Genomic DNA, 16,646 nt, shown 5'->3' with positions numbered 1-16,646 from the left:
CGGCGGGGCGGTGCTGCCCGATCACGAGGACGGCCACGCCGTGTCGTCGGCGCAGGAGCAGCTCTGGTTCGTCGACCAGTTGCGCTCCGGTGCCAGCGAGTATCTTCTGCACCAGGCGGTACGGGTGCGCGGCCCACTCGACACCACCGCGCTGCGGGCCGCGCTGACCGGAATCAGCGCGCGGCACGAGATCCTGCGGACCCGGTACGACACGGTGGACGGATGTGCCGTGCAGGTGATCGACCCGCCCGGTCCGGTCGACGTCGACCTCGTCGACCTGGGTGACCCGCCGGCCGGCGACCGGGAAAGCCGCCTCGACGAGGTGCTGGAGGCGGCCCTCGACGCCCCGTTCGACCTGCGCGAGGACGCACCGCTGCGGGCCCGGCTGATCCGTTTCGCGGCGGACGACCACGTCCTGCTGTTCGTGGTGCACCACATCGCCTTCGACGGCTGGTCCTGGGGCGTCCTCGCCAGGGAACTGCACGCCCTCTACGGGGCGTCCGTCACCGGCCGGCCCGGCCCGCTGCCGCCGCTGCCCGTGCAGTACGCGGACTTCGCCGCCTGGCAGCGCGAGAACTGGCTGGCGGGGCCGCACGTCGACGCCCAGCTCGGCTACTGGCGGGAGCGGCTGTCCGGGCTCGCCCCGCTGGACCTGCCGACCGACCGGCCCCGGCCCGCGCACTGGCGGGCCGCCGGCGACGGCCTCACCTTCACCGTGCCGGCGGACCTGGCGACCGCACTGACCCGGCTCGGCGCGGACCGGGGCGCCACCCCCTTCATGGTCTTCCTCGCCGCCTTCCAGCTCCTGCTCGGCCGGTACGCCGGTCAGACCGACGTGGCGGTCGGGGTGTCGGTGGCCGGGCGGCACGAGGTCGAGCTGGAGGACCTGATCGGCCTCTTCGTCAACACCGTCGTGCTCCGGGCCGACCTGGCCGCCCCGGCGTGCTTCCTCGACCTGCTCGACCAGGTCCGCGGCACCACCCTGGACGCCTACGACAACCAGCAGGTGCCGTTCGACCGGATCGTCGCGGAGCTGTCCCCGGAGCGGGACCTGTCCCGCAACCCGCTGTTCCAGGTGGGGTTCGGGCTGCACAACGCCGACCGGGCACCCTTCGCCCTGCCCGGCCTGGCCGTCACCGAGCAGCCCACCTCATGGACCTCGGCCGCGTTCGACCTCTCCCTGCAACTGGTGGGGCGGCCGGACGGCTCGTACCACGGGGAGGTGGTCTTCCCCACCGCGCTGTTCGACGGCCCTCGCGTGCACCGCATGGTCGCCAACTACCGGCAACTGCTGAGCGTCGTCGTCGCCGGCCAAGTCCCCCTGGACGAGCTGGACCTGCTGGCCCCCCGGGAGCGCCGGGAGGTGCTGGGCGGGTGGAGCCGGGGCGCCGACCGGGCCGCGGGTCCGGGACTGCCGGAACTCTTCCTCGCCCAGGCGGCGGCGACCCCCGACGCGACCGCGCTGATCGCCGACGACGGCACCGAGGTCGGCTACGCCGAGCTGGCCGGACGCGCCCGGAAGCTCGCCGCGCACCTGCACACCGTGGGGGTCCGGGTCGGCACCCCGGTCGGGGTCGCGGTGCACCGTGGACCGGACCTGGTGACCGCGCTGCTCGGGGTGCTGCTCGCCGGCGGCGTCTACGTGCCCCTGGCCCCCGACCAGCCGGTCGACCGGCTGGAGTTCATGGCGGCCGACGCCGGGGTGTCGGTGCTGGTCACCGAAACGGCCCTGCGGGGCCTGCTGTCGGCCGGTGACGCCCCGGTGGTGCTCGTCGACGCCGGCCAGGACACCGGGGCCGACGCCGGTCGCGGCGCCGACGACGCGGCATGGTCGCCGCCGGCCACCGACCCCGACGCCGCCGCCTACGTCATGTACACCTCCGGATCGACCGGCCGGCCCAAGGGCGTCGTCGTCACCCACGCCGGCATCCGCAACCGGGTGCTCTGGTCGGTCGAGCAGTACCGGCTCACCGCCGCCGACCGGGTGCTCCAGAAGACCGCCCTCGGCTTCGACGCCTCCCTGTGGGAGTTCCTGGCGCCACTGGTCAGCGGCGGCGCGGTCGTGCTGGCCGCCCCGGACGCGCACCGCGACCCGGGCGCGATGCTGCGGGCGGTGCGGGCACACGACGTCACGGTGCTGCAACTGGTGCCGTCCGTGCTGCGGGTGCTGCTGCACGAATCCGACCTGTCCGGGTGTGCCGCGCTGCGGGTGGTCTGCTCCGCGGGGGAGCCGCTGCCGGTGGCACTCTGCGAGCAGCTTCAGGCCCTGCTGGCCGTGGAGATCTGGAACACCTACGGCCCCACCGAGTGCGCGATCGACGCGACCGCCTGGCGCTACCGCGGTGACGAGGGAACCGGGACCGTGCCGATCGGCGGGCCGCTGCCGGGCTGCACCGTGCTGGTCCTCGACGCGGACGACCGGCCGGTGCCGGTCGGGGTGGCCGGTCAGCTCTGCCTCGGCGGGGTCGGCCTGGCGCGGGGCTACCTGGGCCGGCCCGCCCTGACCGGGGAGAGGTTCACGCCCAACCCGTACGGCGCCACCCCGGGCGAGCGCCTGTACCGGACCGGGGACCTGGCCCGGTGGCGCGACGACGGCAGCCTGGAGTACCTGGGCCGCCTCGACCACCAGGTCAAGCTGCACGGGGTACGCATCGAGCCGGGCGAGGTCGAGGCCGCCCTGCGGCGGCACCCGAGCGTCGACACGGCGGTGGTGACCCTGCACCGGCCGCCGTCGGGCGACGCCGAGCTGGTCGCGTACGTGGTTCCCGCCGGCGGTGCCCGGATCGATCCGGACGGCCTGCGCGACACGCTCGCCGACCGGCTGCCCGCCGCGATGGTCCCCTCCACCGTGATCAGCCTGGCGGCCCTTCCGCTGACCGCGAACGGCAAGCTGGACCGGGCGGCCCTGCCGACGCCCGACGGCCCCCGCCCCGGTGCCGACCGGAGGTACCTGCCGCCGGCCACCGACACCGAACGGGTCGTCGCCGGGATCTGGGCCGAGCTGCTCGGCGTCGAGCGGATCGGCCGGAACGACAACTTCTTCACCCTCGGCGGCCATTCCATGCTCGCCATCCGGGGCGTGCTCCGGGTGCGCCGGGCGCTCGAGGTGGAGCTGACCGTCGGGCAGCTCTTCGCCGCCCCCACCGTCGCCGCACTCGCCGCCCTGGTCGACGGGGCCCGCCCCGGCGCCGGCGGGTCCACCGGCGAGCCGGCCGACACCGCGATCCGACCGGTGGCGCGGGACGGGGACCTGCCGCTCTCCCTCGGCCAGCGCCGGATGTGGTTCCTGGACCAGCTCGAACCGGGCAGCCTCGAATACCTGATCCCGATCTCGATGCGGCTGACCGGCCCGTTCGACGTGGCGGTGTTCCGGCGGACGGTGGACGAGGTCGTCAACCGGCACGAGATCCTGCGCACCCGCTACCGCTCGATCGGCGGCGAGCCGGCGCAGGTGGTCGACCCGCCGGGACCGGTCGGGTGGGAGCTGATCGACCTCAGCGGCGCGCCGGACGTCGTCGAGGGTGCCGAGGCGCTGCTGCGGGTCGCGGCCGGGCGGCCCTTCGACCTGGCCACCGAACGCCCGATCCGGGCCCAGGTGATCCGGGTCGCCGCCGACGAGCACCTGGTCGCGCTGACCCTGCACCACATCGCGTTCGACGTCTGGTCGATGGAGATCCTCCTGCGCGAACTCGACACCCTCTACCGCAGGTACGCGCGGGGCGGCGCCGCCACCGTCCTCCCCGACCTGCCCGTGCAGTACGCGGACTTCGCGGCCTGGGAGGCGGCCCGCCAGGACAGCCCGAACCTGGACGCGCAGCTCGCCTACTGGTCCCGGCAACTGGCCGGTTCGACCCCGCTGGAGCTGCCCACCGACCGGCCCCGACCGGCGCTGCGGGACCCGGCCGGCGACAACGTCGTCGTCGACGTACCGACCGACGTCGGGCGGGCGCTGGCCGAGCTGGCGAACCGGGAGGGCGCCACCCTGTTCATGGTGCTGCTGGCGGCCTTCCAGATCATGCTCGGCCGGTACGCCCGGCAGCACGACGTGGCCGTCGGCACCCCGGTCGCCGGCCGGACCCGGCAGGAGACCGAGGACCTGCTCGGCTTCTTCGTCAACAACCTGGTGATGCGCGCCGAGCTGGGCGACGACCAGCCCTTCGCGGTCCTGCTCGACCAGGTGCGCCGCACCGTGACGGACGCGTTCCGCAATCAGGACGTCGCCTTCGAACGGCTGGTCGACGCGCTGCGGCCGGACCGGGACCTGTCCCGCAACCCGCTGTTCCAGGTGATGTTCGAACTGCAACACCTGGAACGGATGACCGGGACCCTCGGCCCGACCACCATCGAGCACGTCGACAGCGCCTTCCCGGTGGCCAAGTTCGACCTCACCCTTTCCGTCGAGCAGCACCCGGACGGTCGGCTGCGCTGCTGGTTCGAGTACGCCACCGCGCTCTGGGACCGCTGCACCGTCGAGCGGATGGCCGGGCACTACCTGCACCTGCTCGCCCAGGTGGCGGCCGCGCCGGGAACCGCCCTGCGCGACCTGACCCTGCCCACCGGCGTCGAGCGGGCGTACCTCGTCGGGCCGTGGGCCGGCGAGCCGGCCGCGCCGCTGGGCGATGCCGGACCGGCCGGCGCCGGCGTGGTGGAGCTGTTCGGCCGGCGGGTCCGGCAGCACCCGGACGTCGTGGCGGTGGAATTCGACGGCCGGCGGCTGACCTTCGCCGAGCTGGACAGCCGGGCCAACCGGCTCGCCCACCACCTGCGCGGACTCGGGGTGCGCCCGGAGGTCCCGGTCGCGGTCTGCCTCGAACGCGGACTGGAGGTGGTGGTCACGCTGCTCGCGGTGCTCAAGGCGGGCGGGGTGTACCTTCCGGTCGACCCGGACCACCCCACCGAGCGGCTGCGTTTCATGCTCGCCGACGCGGGGGCCACGGTGGTGGTCACCGAGGCGCGCTTCGCCGACCGGGTCGCCGCCGACGGCGTGGCCGTGGTCGCCGTGGACGCCGACCGGGCGGTGATCGCCGGTCGGGACGCCACCGCACCGGACCCGTCGACCGGGTCGGACGATCTCGCCTACGTCATCTACACCTCGGGCTCCACCGGGCGACCCAAGGGCGTGATGATCCCGCACGGCGCGTACGCCCACCACTGCGAGGTCATCGCCCGCGCGTACGACATCGGCCCCGGCGACCGGGTGGTACTGCTCTCCGCGCTCACCTTCGACGTGGCGATGGACGGCATGGTGGCAACCCTGCTGGCCGGGGCGACCCTGGTGGTCAGTGACCCGGTCTTCTGGAGCCCGGCCGAGCTGCCGGACCGGCTCGCCCGGCACCGGATCACCCACATGGAGATCACCCCCGCCTACTACCGCGAGGTGATGGACGCCCTGCCGGCCGATGACGACCGGCTGCGGCACCTCAAGCTGATGAACGTCGGCAGCGACGTGGTCACCGTCGCCGACGCCCGGCGCTGGGCGGCCACCGGGCTGCCCGGCCGGTTCCTGGTCAACTACGGCCCGACCGAGGCGACCGTCACCTGCCTGCTGCACCCGGTCACCGGCGACCCGCCTGGCGAGCGGACCGAGGCGCTGCCGATCGGCCGCCCGGTCCCCGGCACCCGCGCCTACGTGGTCGACGAGCACCTGAACCTCGTACCGGTCGGGGTGCCCGGTGAGCTGCTGCTCGGCGGGGCACGGCTGGCCCGGGGCTACCTGGACCGGCCCGCACCGACCGCCGACCGGTTCGTGCCCGACCCGTTCGGCGACGACCCCGGCGGCCGGCTCTACCGCAGCGGCGACCTGGTCCGGTACCGGCCGGACGGGACGATCGAGTTCCTCGGCCGGATCGACCAGCAGGTCAAGATCCGGGGCTTCCGGATGGAGCTCGGCGAGATCGAGTCGGCCCTGACCGAGCACCCGGCGGTCCGCGCGGTCGCGGTGGTGGCCCGCGAGACCCAGCCGGGCGAGAAGGGCCTGGTGGCCTACCTGGTCTGCCGGGACGGCACCCCGCCGGCGGTCGCCGAACTCCGGGCCCACCTGCGGGACCGGCTGCCGGACTACATGGTTCCGGCCCAGTGGATGGTTCTGGACGCACTGCCGTTGACCACCAGCAAGAAGGTCGACCGCCGGGCGCTGCCCGCCCCGACACCCGTCCGCGCCGACCCCGGTCGGGCGTACGAGGCACCCCGTACCCCGTTGGAGGAGGCCGTGGCCGACATCTGGGCCACCGTGCTGGAGGTCGACCGGGTCGGCGTCCACGACGACTTCTTCGACCTCGGCGGTCACTCGCTGCTCGCCACCCGGGTGCTCGCGCACCTGCGGCAGAGCTTCGACCTCGACCTGCCGCTGCGCCTGCTGTTCGAGCAGACGACCGTGGCCGACCTCGCCGACGCGGTGCACACGGCCATCGAAAACGAGATCTCACGGCTTTCCGACGCCGAGGTGGCGGAACTGCTGAAGGAGGGCAACCTGTGACCCCCAGCCACCCCCCGAGCGCGTCCCCGCGACAGGAACTGCTCCAGCGGCGCCTGCGCGGGGCCGGCCAGTCCCGCCGCGCCGACACCATCACCCCGGCGCCCCGCACCGGCCCGCTGCCGCTGTCCTTCGGGCAGCACCGCCTCTGGGTGCTCGACCAGTTACAGCCCGGCGGCACCGGGTACCTGATGTCCGTCGGGTTGCGGCTGCGCGGCCCGCTGCGCGCCGACGCGCTGCGCCGGGCGTTGACCGAACTGGTCGCCCGGCACGAGATCCTGCGGACCCGCTACGTCGTCGTCGACGGTGCGCCGGCACAGGTCGTCGACCCGCCCGCCCCGGTCGAGTTGACGGTCACCGACCTCGGCCACACCGACCGGGAGACGGCCCGGCAGCGCCTCACCGAGCTGCTCGGCACGCCGGGCCCGGTCGACCTGGCCGCCGGTCCGGCGTTGCGGGCCCGGCTGGTCCGGCTCGCCGAGGACGAGCACGCCCTGGTGCTCTCCATGCACCACATCTCCTCCGACGGCTGGTCCGAGGGGATCATCCTCCGCGAACTGGCCGCCCTGTACGGCGCGTTCGTCGCCGGCCGGCCCTCCCCGCTGGCCCCGCTGCCCATCCAGTACGCGGACTTCGCCCTCTGGCAGCGGGCCCGGTTCGCCGGGGACCGGCTGGACCGGCAGGTCGAGCACTGGCGGGACCGGCTGGCCGGGCTGAGGCCGTTGGAGCTGCCGACCGACCGGCCCCGGCCGCCGGTGTGGAACCCGGACGGCGGGCTGGTCACCTTCACGGTGCCGGCCGCCGTCGCCGGCCGGCTGCGGGAACTGGGCCGGGCGTCGAACGCCACCCCGTTCATGGTGCTGCTGGCCGCGTTCCAGCTCCTGCTGACCCGCTACACCGGACAGACCGACGTCGCGGTGGGCACCCCGGCCGCCGGCCGGGACCGCCTGGAGGTGCACGGCCTGGTCGGACTCTTCCTCAACACGCTGGTGCTGCGGACCGACCTGTCCGGCGAGCCGAGCTTCGTCGAGGTGCTGGCCCGGGTCCGGGAGGCGGTGCTGGACGCGCAGTCGCACCAGGACGTGCCGTTCGAACGGATCGTGGACGCGCTGTCCCCGCAGCGGGACCTGTCCCGCAACCCGCTGTTCCAGACCATGTTCCTCTTCGAGGAGGGCGGGTCGGCCCGCTTCGACGCGGGCGGCCTGGTGGGGGAGGAACTGCCCGCCGGCCCCACCACGGCGAAGTTCGACCTGACGCTCGGGCTGGCCGAGGAGGCGGACGGCTCCCTCTCCGGCGGGGTGGACTTCCCGACGGCGTTGTTCGACGACGCGACCGTGCGGCGGCTGGCCGGGCACTACCGGCGGCTGCTGAGCGCCGTCGTCACCGATCCGGACGCCCCGGCCGCGCGGCTGCCCATGCTCACCGACGCCGAGACGGCCCAACTCGCGGCCTGGAACGACACCGCCGTCGCGCACCCCCACCACACCCTGACCGAGCTGCTGGACGCGCAGGCGGCCCGTACGCCCGACGCGGTCGCGCTGCGCTTCGACGGCGAGGAACTGTCGTACCGCCGGTTGCACGCCGAGGCCGACGTCCTCGCGCGGCGTTTGCGCGACGCCGGGGTCGGACCCGAGTCCGTCGTGGCGATCTGCCTGCCCCGCGGCCTGGACCTGATGCGGGCGCTGGTGGCGGTCCTGAAGGCCGGCGCCGCCTACCTGCCGGTGGACCCGGACCTCCCGGCGCAGCGCCGCGCCTTCATGGTGCGCGACTCCGGCGCCCGCCTGGTGATCACCGAGGACTTCCTGGCCGCCGAGGACCAGGCGTCTCCCGCCGGCGGTAGTTCGCCGTCGGAGCGGATCACGCCCGGGCACGCCGCCTACCTCATCTACACGTCCGGGTCGACCGGCCGGCCCAAGGGTGTCCTGATCGAGCACGGCGCGATCGTGAACCGCCTGCTGTGGATGCAGGACGTCTACCGCCTCGACGCCTCGGACCGGGTGTTGCAGAAGACGCCGGTCGGGTTCGACGTGTCGGTGTGGGAGCTGTTCTGGCCGCTGGTCACCGGCGCGACGCTGGTCCTCGCCCGTCCAGGCGGGCACCGCGACCCGGCGTACCTGGCCGAGACGATCCGGACGGAGGGGATCACCACCCTCCACTTCGTGCCGTCGATGCTGCGGGCCTTCCTGGCCGAACCCGTCGGGGCGCTGCCGTCCCTGCGGCGGTTGATCTGCAGCGGCGAGGCGCTGCCGGCCGAGCTGGCCGCCAAGGTGCACGATCGGATCGGCTGCGAGCTGCACAACCTGTACGGCCCGACGGAGACCGCGGTCGACGTCACCGCGACGCGGTGCGAGCCCGGCGAGCCGGTCACCATCGGCCGCCCGATCGCCAACACCACCGCCCACATCGTCGACGCGGCCCTGCGGCCCGCCCCGGTCGGCGTCCCCGGCGAGCTGCTGATCGGTGGCGTGCAGCTCGCCCGGGGCTACCTCGGCCGGGCCGCGCTGACCGCCGAACGGTTCATCCCCGACCCGTTCGCCGCCGCGCCGGGGCGGCGCCTGTACCGCACCGGTGACCTGGCCCGCCACCGTCCCTGCGGCAGCATCGAGTACCTCGGCCGGATCGACGACCAGGTGAAGATCCGGGGTCAGCGCATCGAGCTCGGCGAGGTCGAGGCCGTGCTGCACGAGGCTCCCGGCGTCACCGCGGCGGCGGTGGCCGTCCACGACGGGCAACTCGTCGGCCATCTCGTCGGGCCGGAGACCGTCGACCGGGTGCGCGCGTACCTGCTGGCTCGGCTGCCGGACGCGATGGTTCCGGCGCGCTGGAGGATCCTGCCCGCCCTGCCGCTGACGGCCAGCGGCAAGGTGGACCGCCGCGCCCTGCCGGCACCCGACCCGGTGCCGGGCGCCGGGGGCGACGGCCACGTCGCCCCGCGCGACGAGACCGAGAAGCGGATAGCCGACGCGTTCGGCGTGGCGCTCGGCATCGAGACGGTCGGCGTGACGGACAGCTTCTTCCTGCTCGGCGGCGACTCCATGCGGGCGATCCGGATGGTGGGCCTGCTGCGGGCGGCCGGCCTCGCCGTGTCGGTCCAGGACCTGTTCACGCACCAGAGCGTGGCCGAGCTGGCGGGTGTGGCCGTGCGGACCGGGCCGGCCGAGGAGGCGGAGTCGACCGTCGGCCGGTTCGCGCTGGTGAGCGACGCGGACCGCAGCCGGCTGCCGGACGGGCTCGTCGACGCCTATCCGATCACCCAGAACCAGGCGGGCATGCTCTTCGAGATGCTCTCCGGCGGCGACCGGCCGGTCTACCGCAACGTCTCCTGTTACGGGATCACCGATGAGCTGCCCTTCTCGCTGGACGCGCTGCGGGAGGCCGGCCGGCTGCTCACGGACCGGCACGAGATCCTGCGTACGTCGTTCGACCTGTCCGGCTACTCCGAACTGATGCAGCTCGTCCACGCGTCGGTGGACCTGCCGATCGGCTATGACGACCTGCGCGGGCTGCGGCCCGACGAGCAGGAGGAGGCGGTACGCGCGCACCTGCGGGCCGAGCGCGTCCGGCCGTTCGACATCACCACGGCGCCGCTGCTGCGCTACCACGTGCACCAGCTCGGCGACTCCGAATGGCGGCTGACCCACTCGGAGAGCCACGCCATCCTCGACGGCTGGAGCCACACCTCCACGGTGGGGATGCTGATCTCGTCGTACCGGACGCTGCGCCGCGGCGAGCGGCCCGACCTGCCGCCACCGCCGGCGGTGCGCTTCGCCGACCTCGTCGCCCGCGAGCGCGAGTCCCTCGCCTCGGCGACGGACCGTGGCTTCTGGGCGGCGACCGTCGCCGGGTCGGACCGGCTCGAACTCCCGCCGGCGTGGGGCACCGGGTCGGACGCCCCGGCGACCGTCATCGAGGTGCCGTGGGCCGACCTGCGTCCCGCACTGCGCCGGCTCTCCGCCGCCGCCGGCACCTCCCTGAAGAGCGTGCTGCACGCCGCGCACCTCAAGGTGTTGAGCATCGTCACCGGCCGGCAGCGGTTCTTCAGCGGCCTGCTCTGCAACGGCCGGCCCGAGCGGCTGCGGGGCGACGAGGTGTTCGGCATGTACCTGAACACCGTGCCGTTCGCCGCCGACACATCCGCCCGCACCTGGCGGGCTCTGGTCCAAGCCGTCTTCGCCGGTGAGGCGCGCCTCTGGCCGCACCGCCGCTACCCGCTGCCGGCCATGCAACGCCAGTGGGGCAATGGCACGCCGCTGCTGCGGGTCGGCTTCTCGTACCTGGACTTCCACGTGCTCGACGGCCCCGCCGAGTCGGTCGAGATGGTCGACGACTTCAGCCCGAGCAGCGTCGGGCTGGACGTGTGGACCTTCCCGGGAGTCCTGCGGCTGGGCGCCCGGCCCGCCGACATCGACCGGCCGTACCTCGAACTGCTGGCCCGGACCTACCGGCACGTGCTGGAGGCGATGGCCGCCGACCCCGACGGCGACACGGACGTCGGGCTGAGCGCCGCCGACCGGGCCTGGGCGGTCGAGGCGTACCAGCCCGTCGAGCGGTTCCCGGCGGAACCGTTCGTCCACGACCTCGTCGTCGAGCGCGCGGTCGCCGCGCCCGCCGCGGTGGCGGTGCGGCACGGCGACGCCACGCTCACCTACGGGCAGCTGCACGACCGGTCCGACCGCCTCGCCGCGCGCCTGGCGGAGCTGGGCGCCCGGGCCGACACGGTGGTCGGCATCCACCTGCCCCGCGGGACCGACCTCATCGTCGCGATGCTGGCCGTCCTCAAGGCCGGCGGGGCCTACCTGCCGCTCGATCCGGCCTATCCCGCCGAGCGGGTCGGCGACATGATCCGCGACGCGGCGCCCGTGGTGGTGCTGACCGACGGCGACCTGGCCGCAAAGCTGCCGCGCACGACCGCGACGGTGCTCGTCGCCGACCTCGCGAACGGCCGACCCCGGGCGGCCTACCCGCCGGCGGTACGGCTCAACGGGGACAACCTCGCCTACGTCATCTACACGTCGGGCTCCACCGGACGGCCCAAGGGCGTCGCGGTCACCCACCGCAGTGTGCTCAACTTCTGCCACGCCCAGCGGCGGGTCCTGGCCGCCCACGCCGGGGACGAGGTGCTCCAGTTCGCCTCTCCCAGCTTCGACGCGTCGGTCTGGGAGATCCTGCTGGCCCTCGCCAACGGCGCGACGCTGGTGCTGCCCCCGCCGGACGCCGACCCCGGTGACCTCCGCCGCCACGCGGCCGCGCTGACCCACATGACCCTGCCACCGCCGCTGCTGGACCGCCTCGACCCGGCCGCCTTCCCGCGCCTGCGGGTGCTGGTCACCGGTGGCGAGGCGTGCACGGCCGACCAGGCGGCGCGGTGGGCCGACCGGGTCCGGGTCCTGCACGCGTACGGACCCACCGAGACCACCGTCGTCGCCACCATCGCCGAGCTACCGGCCACGGCCACGGCACCGCCGCCGATCGGGCTCCCGCTGGACAACGTGCGCGCCTACGTCGTCGACGACGAACTGCGCCTGCTGCCTCCGGGCGTACGCGGGGAACTGGTGCTCGGCGGGGCGGGCGTGGTGCGCGGATACCTCAACCGGCCGGCACTCACCGCCGAGCGGTTCGTGCCGGACCCGTACGCGTCCCGGCCGGGCGAGCGCATGTACCGCACCGGCGACGTGGTCTCCCGCGACCCCGACGGCACCCTGCACTTCCACGGGCGCCGGGACCACCAGGTCAAGGTCCGCGGGTTCCGGATCGAGCTGGGCGAGATCGAGCACGCCCTCGCCACCCACCCGGCGGTCGCCGCCGCCGTGGTCGCCGTGCACCGGGCCGGCACCCCGGACGCCTCGCTCGTCGCGTACACCCGCCCCGCGAACGGCACCGCGGCGTCCGTGGCCGCGCTGCGCGACCACCTGCGTGAACGGTTGCCGCAGCACCTCGTCCCGCACCACTACCTGTCCGTGGACGACTTCTCGTACACCCGCAACGGCAAGGTCGACCGGAGCGCCCTCCCGGCGCCGGACGGCTCGCGGCCGGTGACCGACGTCGAGTACGTCGCGCCGCGATCGGACGTCGAGCAGCACATCGCCACCGCCTGGAGCGAGGCGCTCGGCATCGAGCGGATCGGTGTGCACGACGACTTCTTCGCGCTCGGCGGCCACTCGCTGGCGATGATGCGGCTGACCGCGACGCTGCGCAGTCGGCACGGCTACGAGCTGACCTTCGGCTCGTTCGTCGAACACCGCACCGTCGCCGGGCTGGCCGCGACACTTCAGGACCCGGCGGCGACGGCCGGCGCGATGATGTGGCTGCGACGCGACGGCGACGGCCGGCCTCCGCTGTTCTGCGTGCACCCCGGTGGTGGCAGCGCCCACTGGTACCTGCGCCTGGCCCCGCACCTGCCCCCCGGCCAGCCGGTGGCGGCGTTCGAATGGCCGGGCCCGCACCCGGAGGGCACGCCCACCACCGCGCAGATGGCCGAACGCTACGGCGACGAACTCCGCCGGGCCCAACCGCACGGCCCGTACCGGCTGTTCAGCTGGTGCGGCGGCAGCGGCATCGCCAGCGAGATGGCCCACCGGCTGGTCGAGGACGGGCACGAGGTGACGCTGATCCTGCTCGATCCGGGCCTGGACATCCACACCCGCGCCGACGCCTGGAGCGAGCTCGCCCTCATCCGCCGCCTCGAACTGCTGCTGCAGGAGGTGGGCGCCGGCGGCGACGGGGGCGACACGCCGCAACGCCGCCGGGAGATCCTCGACCTGCTCGAGCATCTCGTGGACGACGTCGACGAGGAGACCGGCATCGCGCTGCCCGAGCGCGGTGTGGGGGACTCGTGGCCCCGGCAGGTCCGGATCTGGCGCGAGGTCATGGAGGTCGACGTCGAGTACCGGCACCGTCCCTGGCCGGGGCGGCTGGAACTGATCGTCAGCGACGAGCTCGCCGACGGCCGGCACGAGGTCACCTCCGGCCAGAGCTACCCGGACTACCTGGCGCGCTGGGAGGAGCTCTGCACCGGCGGCGTGCGGGTGCACCGGGTGCCGGGCGACCACTTCAGCGTCATCAAGCCGCCGCACGTCACCAGGCTCGCCCGCGTCATCGCCGACGTGCTGGGTGAGGGCTGACCGTCGTCACGGATGCCGGCCGCGCCCCGACGGGCGCGGCCGGACGAGAGGAAGAACCGGATGAGTACCCACACGAGCCCGCCACCCCTACGGGTAGCCATCGTGGGCACGGGCAACATCGGAACCGACCTGCTGTTGAAGGTCGAGGCGTCCCCCCTGCTGGAGTGCGTCCTGTTCGCCGGGCGCCGCGCCGGATCGCCCGGGATCGAGCTGGCCGAGCGCCACGGGGTGCCCACCAGCGTGGCCGGCATCGACGCCGTCGCCGCCCGCGCCGAGCACATCGACCTGGTCTTCGACGCGACCTCGGCCGACGACGCCACCCGCCACTGGTCCGTCGTCGCGCCCACCGGGCTGCCGTTCGTCGACCTCACGCCGGCGCACCTCGGCAAGTTCTGCGTGCCGGCGCTCAACCTGGACGACTGCCTGGACGAGCAGTATCTCAGCATGGTCACCTGCGGGGGACAGGCGGCGGTCCCGATGGCCCACTGCATGGCGGAGGCCGCGGAGGGCATCGACTACCTGGAGATCGTCTCGGCCAGCGCCTCGGCCACCGTCGGCCCCGCGTCCCGGGCCAACCTCGACGAGTACGTGCACACCACCGAGCAGGCGACCATCGAGTTCTGCGGCGTGCGGCGCACCAAGACCGTGCTGATCATCAACCCCGCCGACCCCGGCATCGTCATGCGCAACTCCATCTCGGTGACGAACGCCGAACGGCTCGACCTGGACGCCCTGCGCGCCTCCGTCGCCATGATGGAGAAGCTGATCAGGTCGTACGTGCCCGGCTACCGCGTCGTCGTCCCGCCGGTGGCGGTCGGTGACCGCACCACCATCGTCGTGGAGGTCGAGGGCCGGGGCGACTGGTTCCCGCGCTACGCCGGCAACCTCGACATCATCACCTGCGCCGCGCTCGCGGTCGCGGAGGCCCGGGCGGAACGGGGCCGGTCATGAGCGGCGCACCGAAACTCAGCATCTGCGACACGACCCTGCGCGACGGCAACCACGCGGTCGGCCACCAACTCGGCCGCGCGGACATCAGCGCCTACGCGCGGGCGGCCGAGGCGGCCGGCGTGGACGTCGTCGAGGTCGGCCACGGCAACGGACTGGGCGCCTCGTCCATCCAGGTCGGCATGGCCGCGCTCAGCGACGCCGAGATGCTGCGGGCCGCCAAGGCCGAGCTGCGTACGGCCCGCCTCGGCGTGCTGTCCATCCCCGGGTTCGCCAGTGTCGAGCGGGACCTCAAGCCGGCGCTGGACTGCGGCGTGGACGAGGTCCGGGTCGGCGCGCACTGCACCGAGGCGGACGTCACCCGGCAGCAGGTCACGATGCTGCGGGCGATGGGCGTCGCCGTCAAGGGAATGCTGCTGATGAGCCACATGGCCGCCGCGGCGAAGCTGGTGGAACAGGCCCGGCTCATGCAGGGCTACGGCGCCGAGGCGGTCATCCTGATGGACTCCGCCGGCGCGTACACGCCGGAGAGGGTCCGCGAGAAGGTCGGCGAGCTCGTCGAGAACCTCGACATCGCGGTCGGCTTCCACGCGCACAACAACCTCGGCATGTCGGTCGTCAACAGCATGGCGGCGATCGAGGCCGGGGCGACCATCGTCGACGTAACGGCGCGCGGCTTCGGCGCGGGCGCGGGCAACGCACCGATCGAACTCGTCGCCGCCAACCTGCACGTCGGGCAGGTCGAGACCGACATCCAGCTCTTCGGTGCGCTGGACGCGGCCGATGTGGCGCAGGAGCGGTTCGTCAAGCACGTGCCCACCAACGACAGCGTCACCATCGCCAGCGGGATCGCCGGCGTGTTCTCCGGGTTCGCCGCGCCGGTGCGGCGCGCGAGCGCCCGCTTCGGCGTCGACCCCCGCCGGATCCTGCTGGAGCTGGGCAACCGCCGGGTGGTGGCCGGCCAGGAGGACACCATCATCGAGGTCGCCATGACGCTGGCCGCCGAGCAGGAGGCATCGAGCCAGGTGTGAGCGGTCTTCAGGGTTCCCATCACAGGACTTAGGAGGAGCAATGCAACGCCATTCCCCGCTCGACGAGGCGGCCGACCTGGCCGCGGTCGCCGCGCTGCTGCAGATCGGCGCGGAGATCGGAGTGGACCGACTGCTGGACTCGGGCGACACGTTCAGCGCCGCCGATCTGGCCAGGACCGCCGAGCTTCCGCAGGCCGGCGTGGACGACTACCTTGCCGCGCTGGTCGCCGCCGGGCTGGTGGTCGGCACGGACGTCCCGAACCGCTTCCAGGCGGCCGAGGACTACCCGGACCGACGGTACGCGGCCGGATACGTGTCCTGGGCCATGAGCGCCAACGGCCCGTTCCTCGCCAACGCGCGGGAGTTCCTCACCGACCGCGAGGCGGCCGCCCGGGTCCACCGGCGCGACGGACGCCGGGTGGCGGTCAGCTCGCGGTGGATCGGCGAGCGGGCGTTCTATCCGCCGATCGTCGACCGGGTCGCCTCGGCCGGTGCCGCGCACGTGGCCGACCTCGGCGCCGGCGCCGGCGGGCTGCTCATCGAGCTCCTCGGGCAGGCTCCGGGGCGTACGGGCGTGGCGCTCGACAGCAGCGGCGCCGCGTGTGCCGCGGCGCGGGAGGCCGCCGCCGCCGCGGGCGTGGACGACCGGCTCAAGGTCGTCGAGCGTACGGTCCAGTCCCTCGCGGACGATCCCGGACCGGTCGAGGGCGCGGACGCCGTGCTGGCGTGCTTCGTCATGCACGACATCGTGGCGGACGAGTCGGTGGCCAAGGCCGTGCTGGGCGCCTGCCGCGACGCGCTGGCTCCGGGCGGGTTCATGGCGGTCGCCGACGCGGTCTCCTACGCGCCCGATCCGACGGAGCGGAGGTTCAGCGCGCTCTTCACCTACCTGCACGCCAGCTTCATGCGGGTGACCCTCCCGACCGAGCGGCAGTGGCTGGACACGTTCCAGGCCGCCGGCTTCTCCGAGACCGGGTGCGTACCGCTCGGCGTGCCCGGTGGCCGGCTCTTCGTGGCGGCCAGGTAGTGGCCGCCACGCCGTCGCTGCACCGCGAACTCGCGGGGGAGCTCCGG

General features: G+C 74.0%; 5 protein-coding genes. All 5 read left to right on the top strand.

Features of this window, described 5'->3' with window-relative positions:
* Positions 1-13 precede the first annotated feature (13 nt).
* Genes KBX06_RS18590 through KBX06_RS18570 form a run of 5 tightly spaced genes read left to right on the top strand, consistent with a single transcriptional unit; the run spans position 14 to position 16,599 of the window.
* Complete coding sequence (locus KBX06_RS18590) at positions 14-6,475, top strand: non-ribosomal peptide synthetase (RefSeq protein ID WP_210836662.1); 6,462 nt, start codon at positions 14-16, stop codon at positions 6,473-6,475.
* Positions 6,472-13,593 carry a non-ribosomal peptide synthetase gene (locus KBX06_RS18585; RefSeq protein ID WP_210836560.1) on the top strand — a complete coding sequence of 2,374 codons (7,122 nt, stop codon included), beginning with the start codon at positions 6,472-6,474 and terminating at the stop codon, positions 13,591-13,593. Before KBX06_RS18590 ends, KBX06_RS18585 begins: the two co-directional genes overlap by 4 nt.
* 60 nt (positions 13,594-13,653) lie before the next feature.
* Complete coding sequence (locus KBX06_RS18580) at positions 13,654-14,544, top strand: acetaldehyde dehydrogenase (acetylating) (protein ID WP_210836559.1); 891 nt, start codon at positions 13,654-13,656, stop codon at positions 14,542-14,544.
* Positions 14,541-15,572, top strand: a complete 1,032-nt coding sequence (dmpG, locus tag KBX06_RS18575) for a 4-hydroxy-2-oxovalerate aldolase (RefSeq protein ID WP_210836558.1) — start codon at positions 14,541-14,543, stop codon at positions 15,570-15,572. The genes KBX06_RS18580 and dmpG overlap by 4 nt, the downstream gene beginning before the upstream one ends.
* Positions 15,573-15,612: 40 nt before the next feature.
* A complete protein-coding gene (locus KBX06_RS18570) occupies positions 15,613-16,599 on the top strand; it encodes a class I SAM-dependent methyltransferase (RefSeq protein ID WP_210836553.1) in 987 nt (328 codons plus the stop codon).
* Positions 16,600-16,646: the final 47 nt, after the last annotated feature.

The organism is Micromonospora sp. C31 (assembly GCF_018070575.1).
Lineage (GTDB): Bacteria > Actinomycetota > Actinomycetes > Mycobacteriales > Micromonosporaceae > Micromonospora.
This window is presented reverse-complemented; position numbering and strand designations above follow the sequence as displayed.

Bases quoted from the DNA above. Each gene is read 5' to 3' on its own strand.
- KBX06_RS18580 (WP_210836559.1), top strand. From the start codon at position 13,654: ATGAGTACCCACACGAGCCCGCCACCCCTACGGGTAGCCATCGTGGGC.
- dmpG (WP_210836558.1), top strand. From the start codon at position 14,541: ATGAGCGGCGCACCGAAACTCAGCATCTGCGACACGACCCTGCGCGAC.
- KBX06_RS18570 (WP_210836553.1), top strand. From the start codon at position 15,613: ATGCAACGCCATTCCCCGCTCGACGAGGCGGCCGACCTGGCCGCGGTC.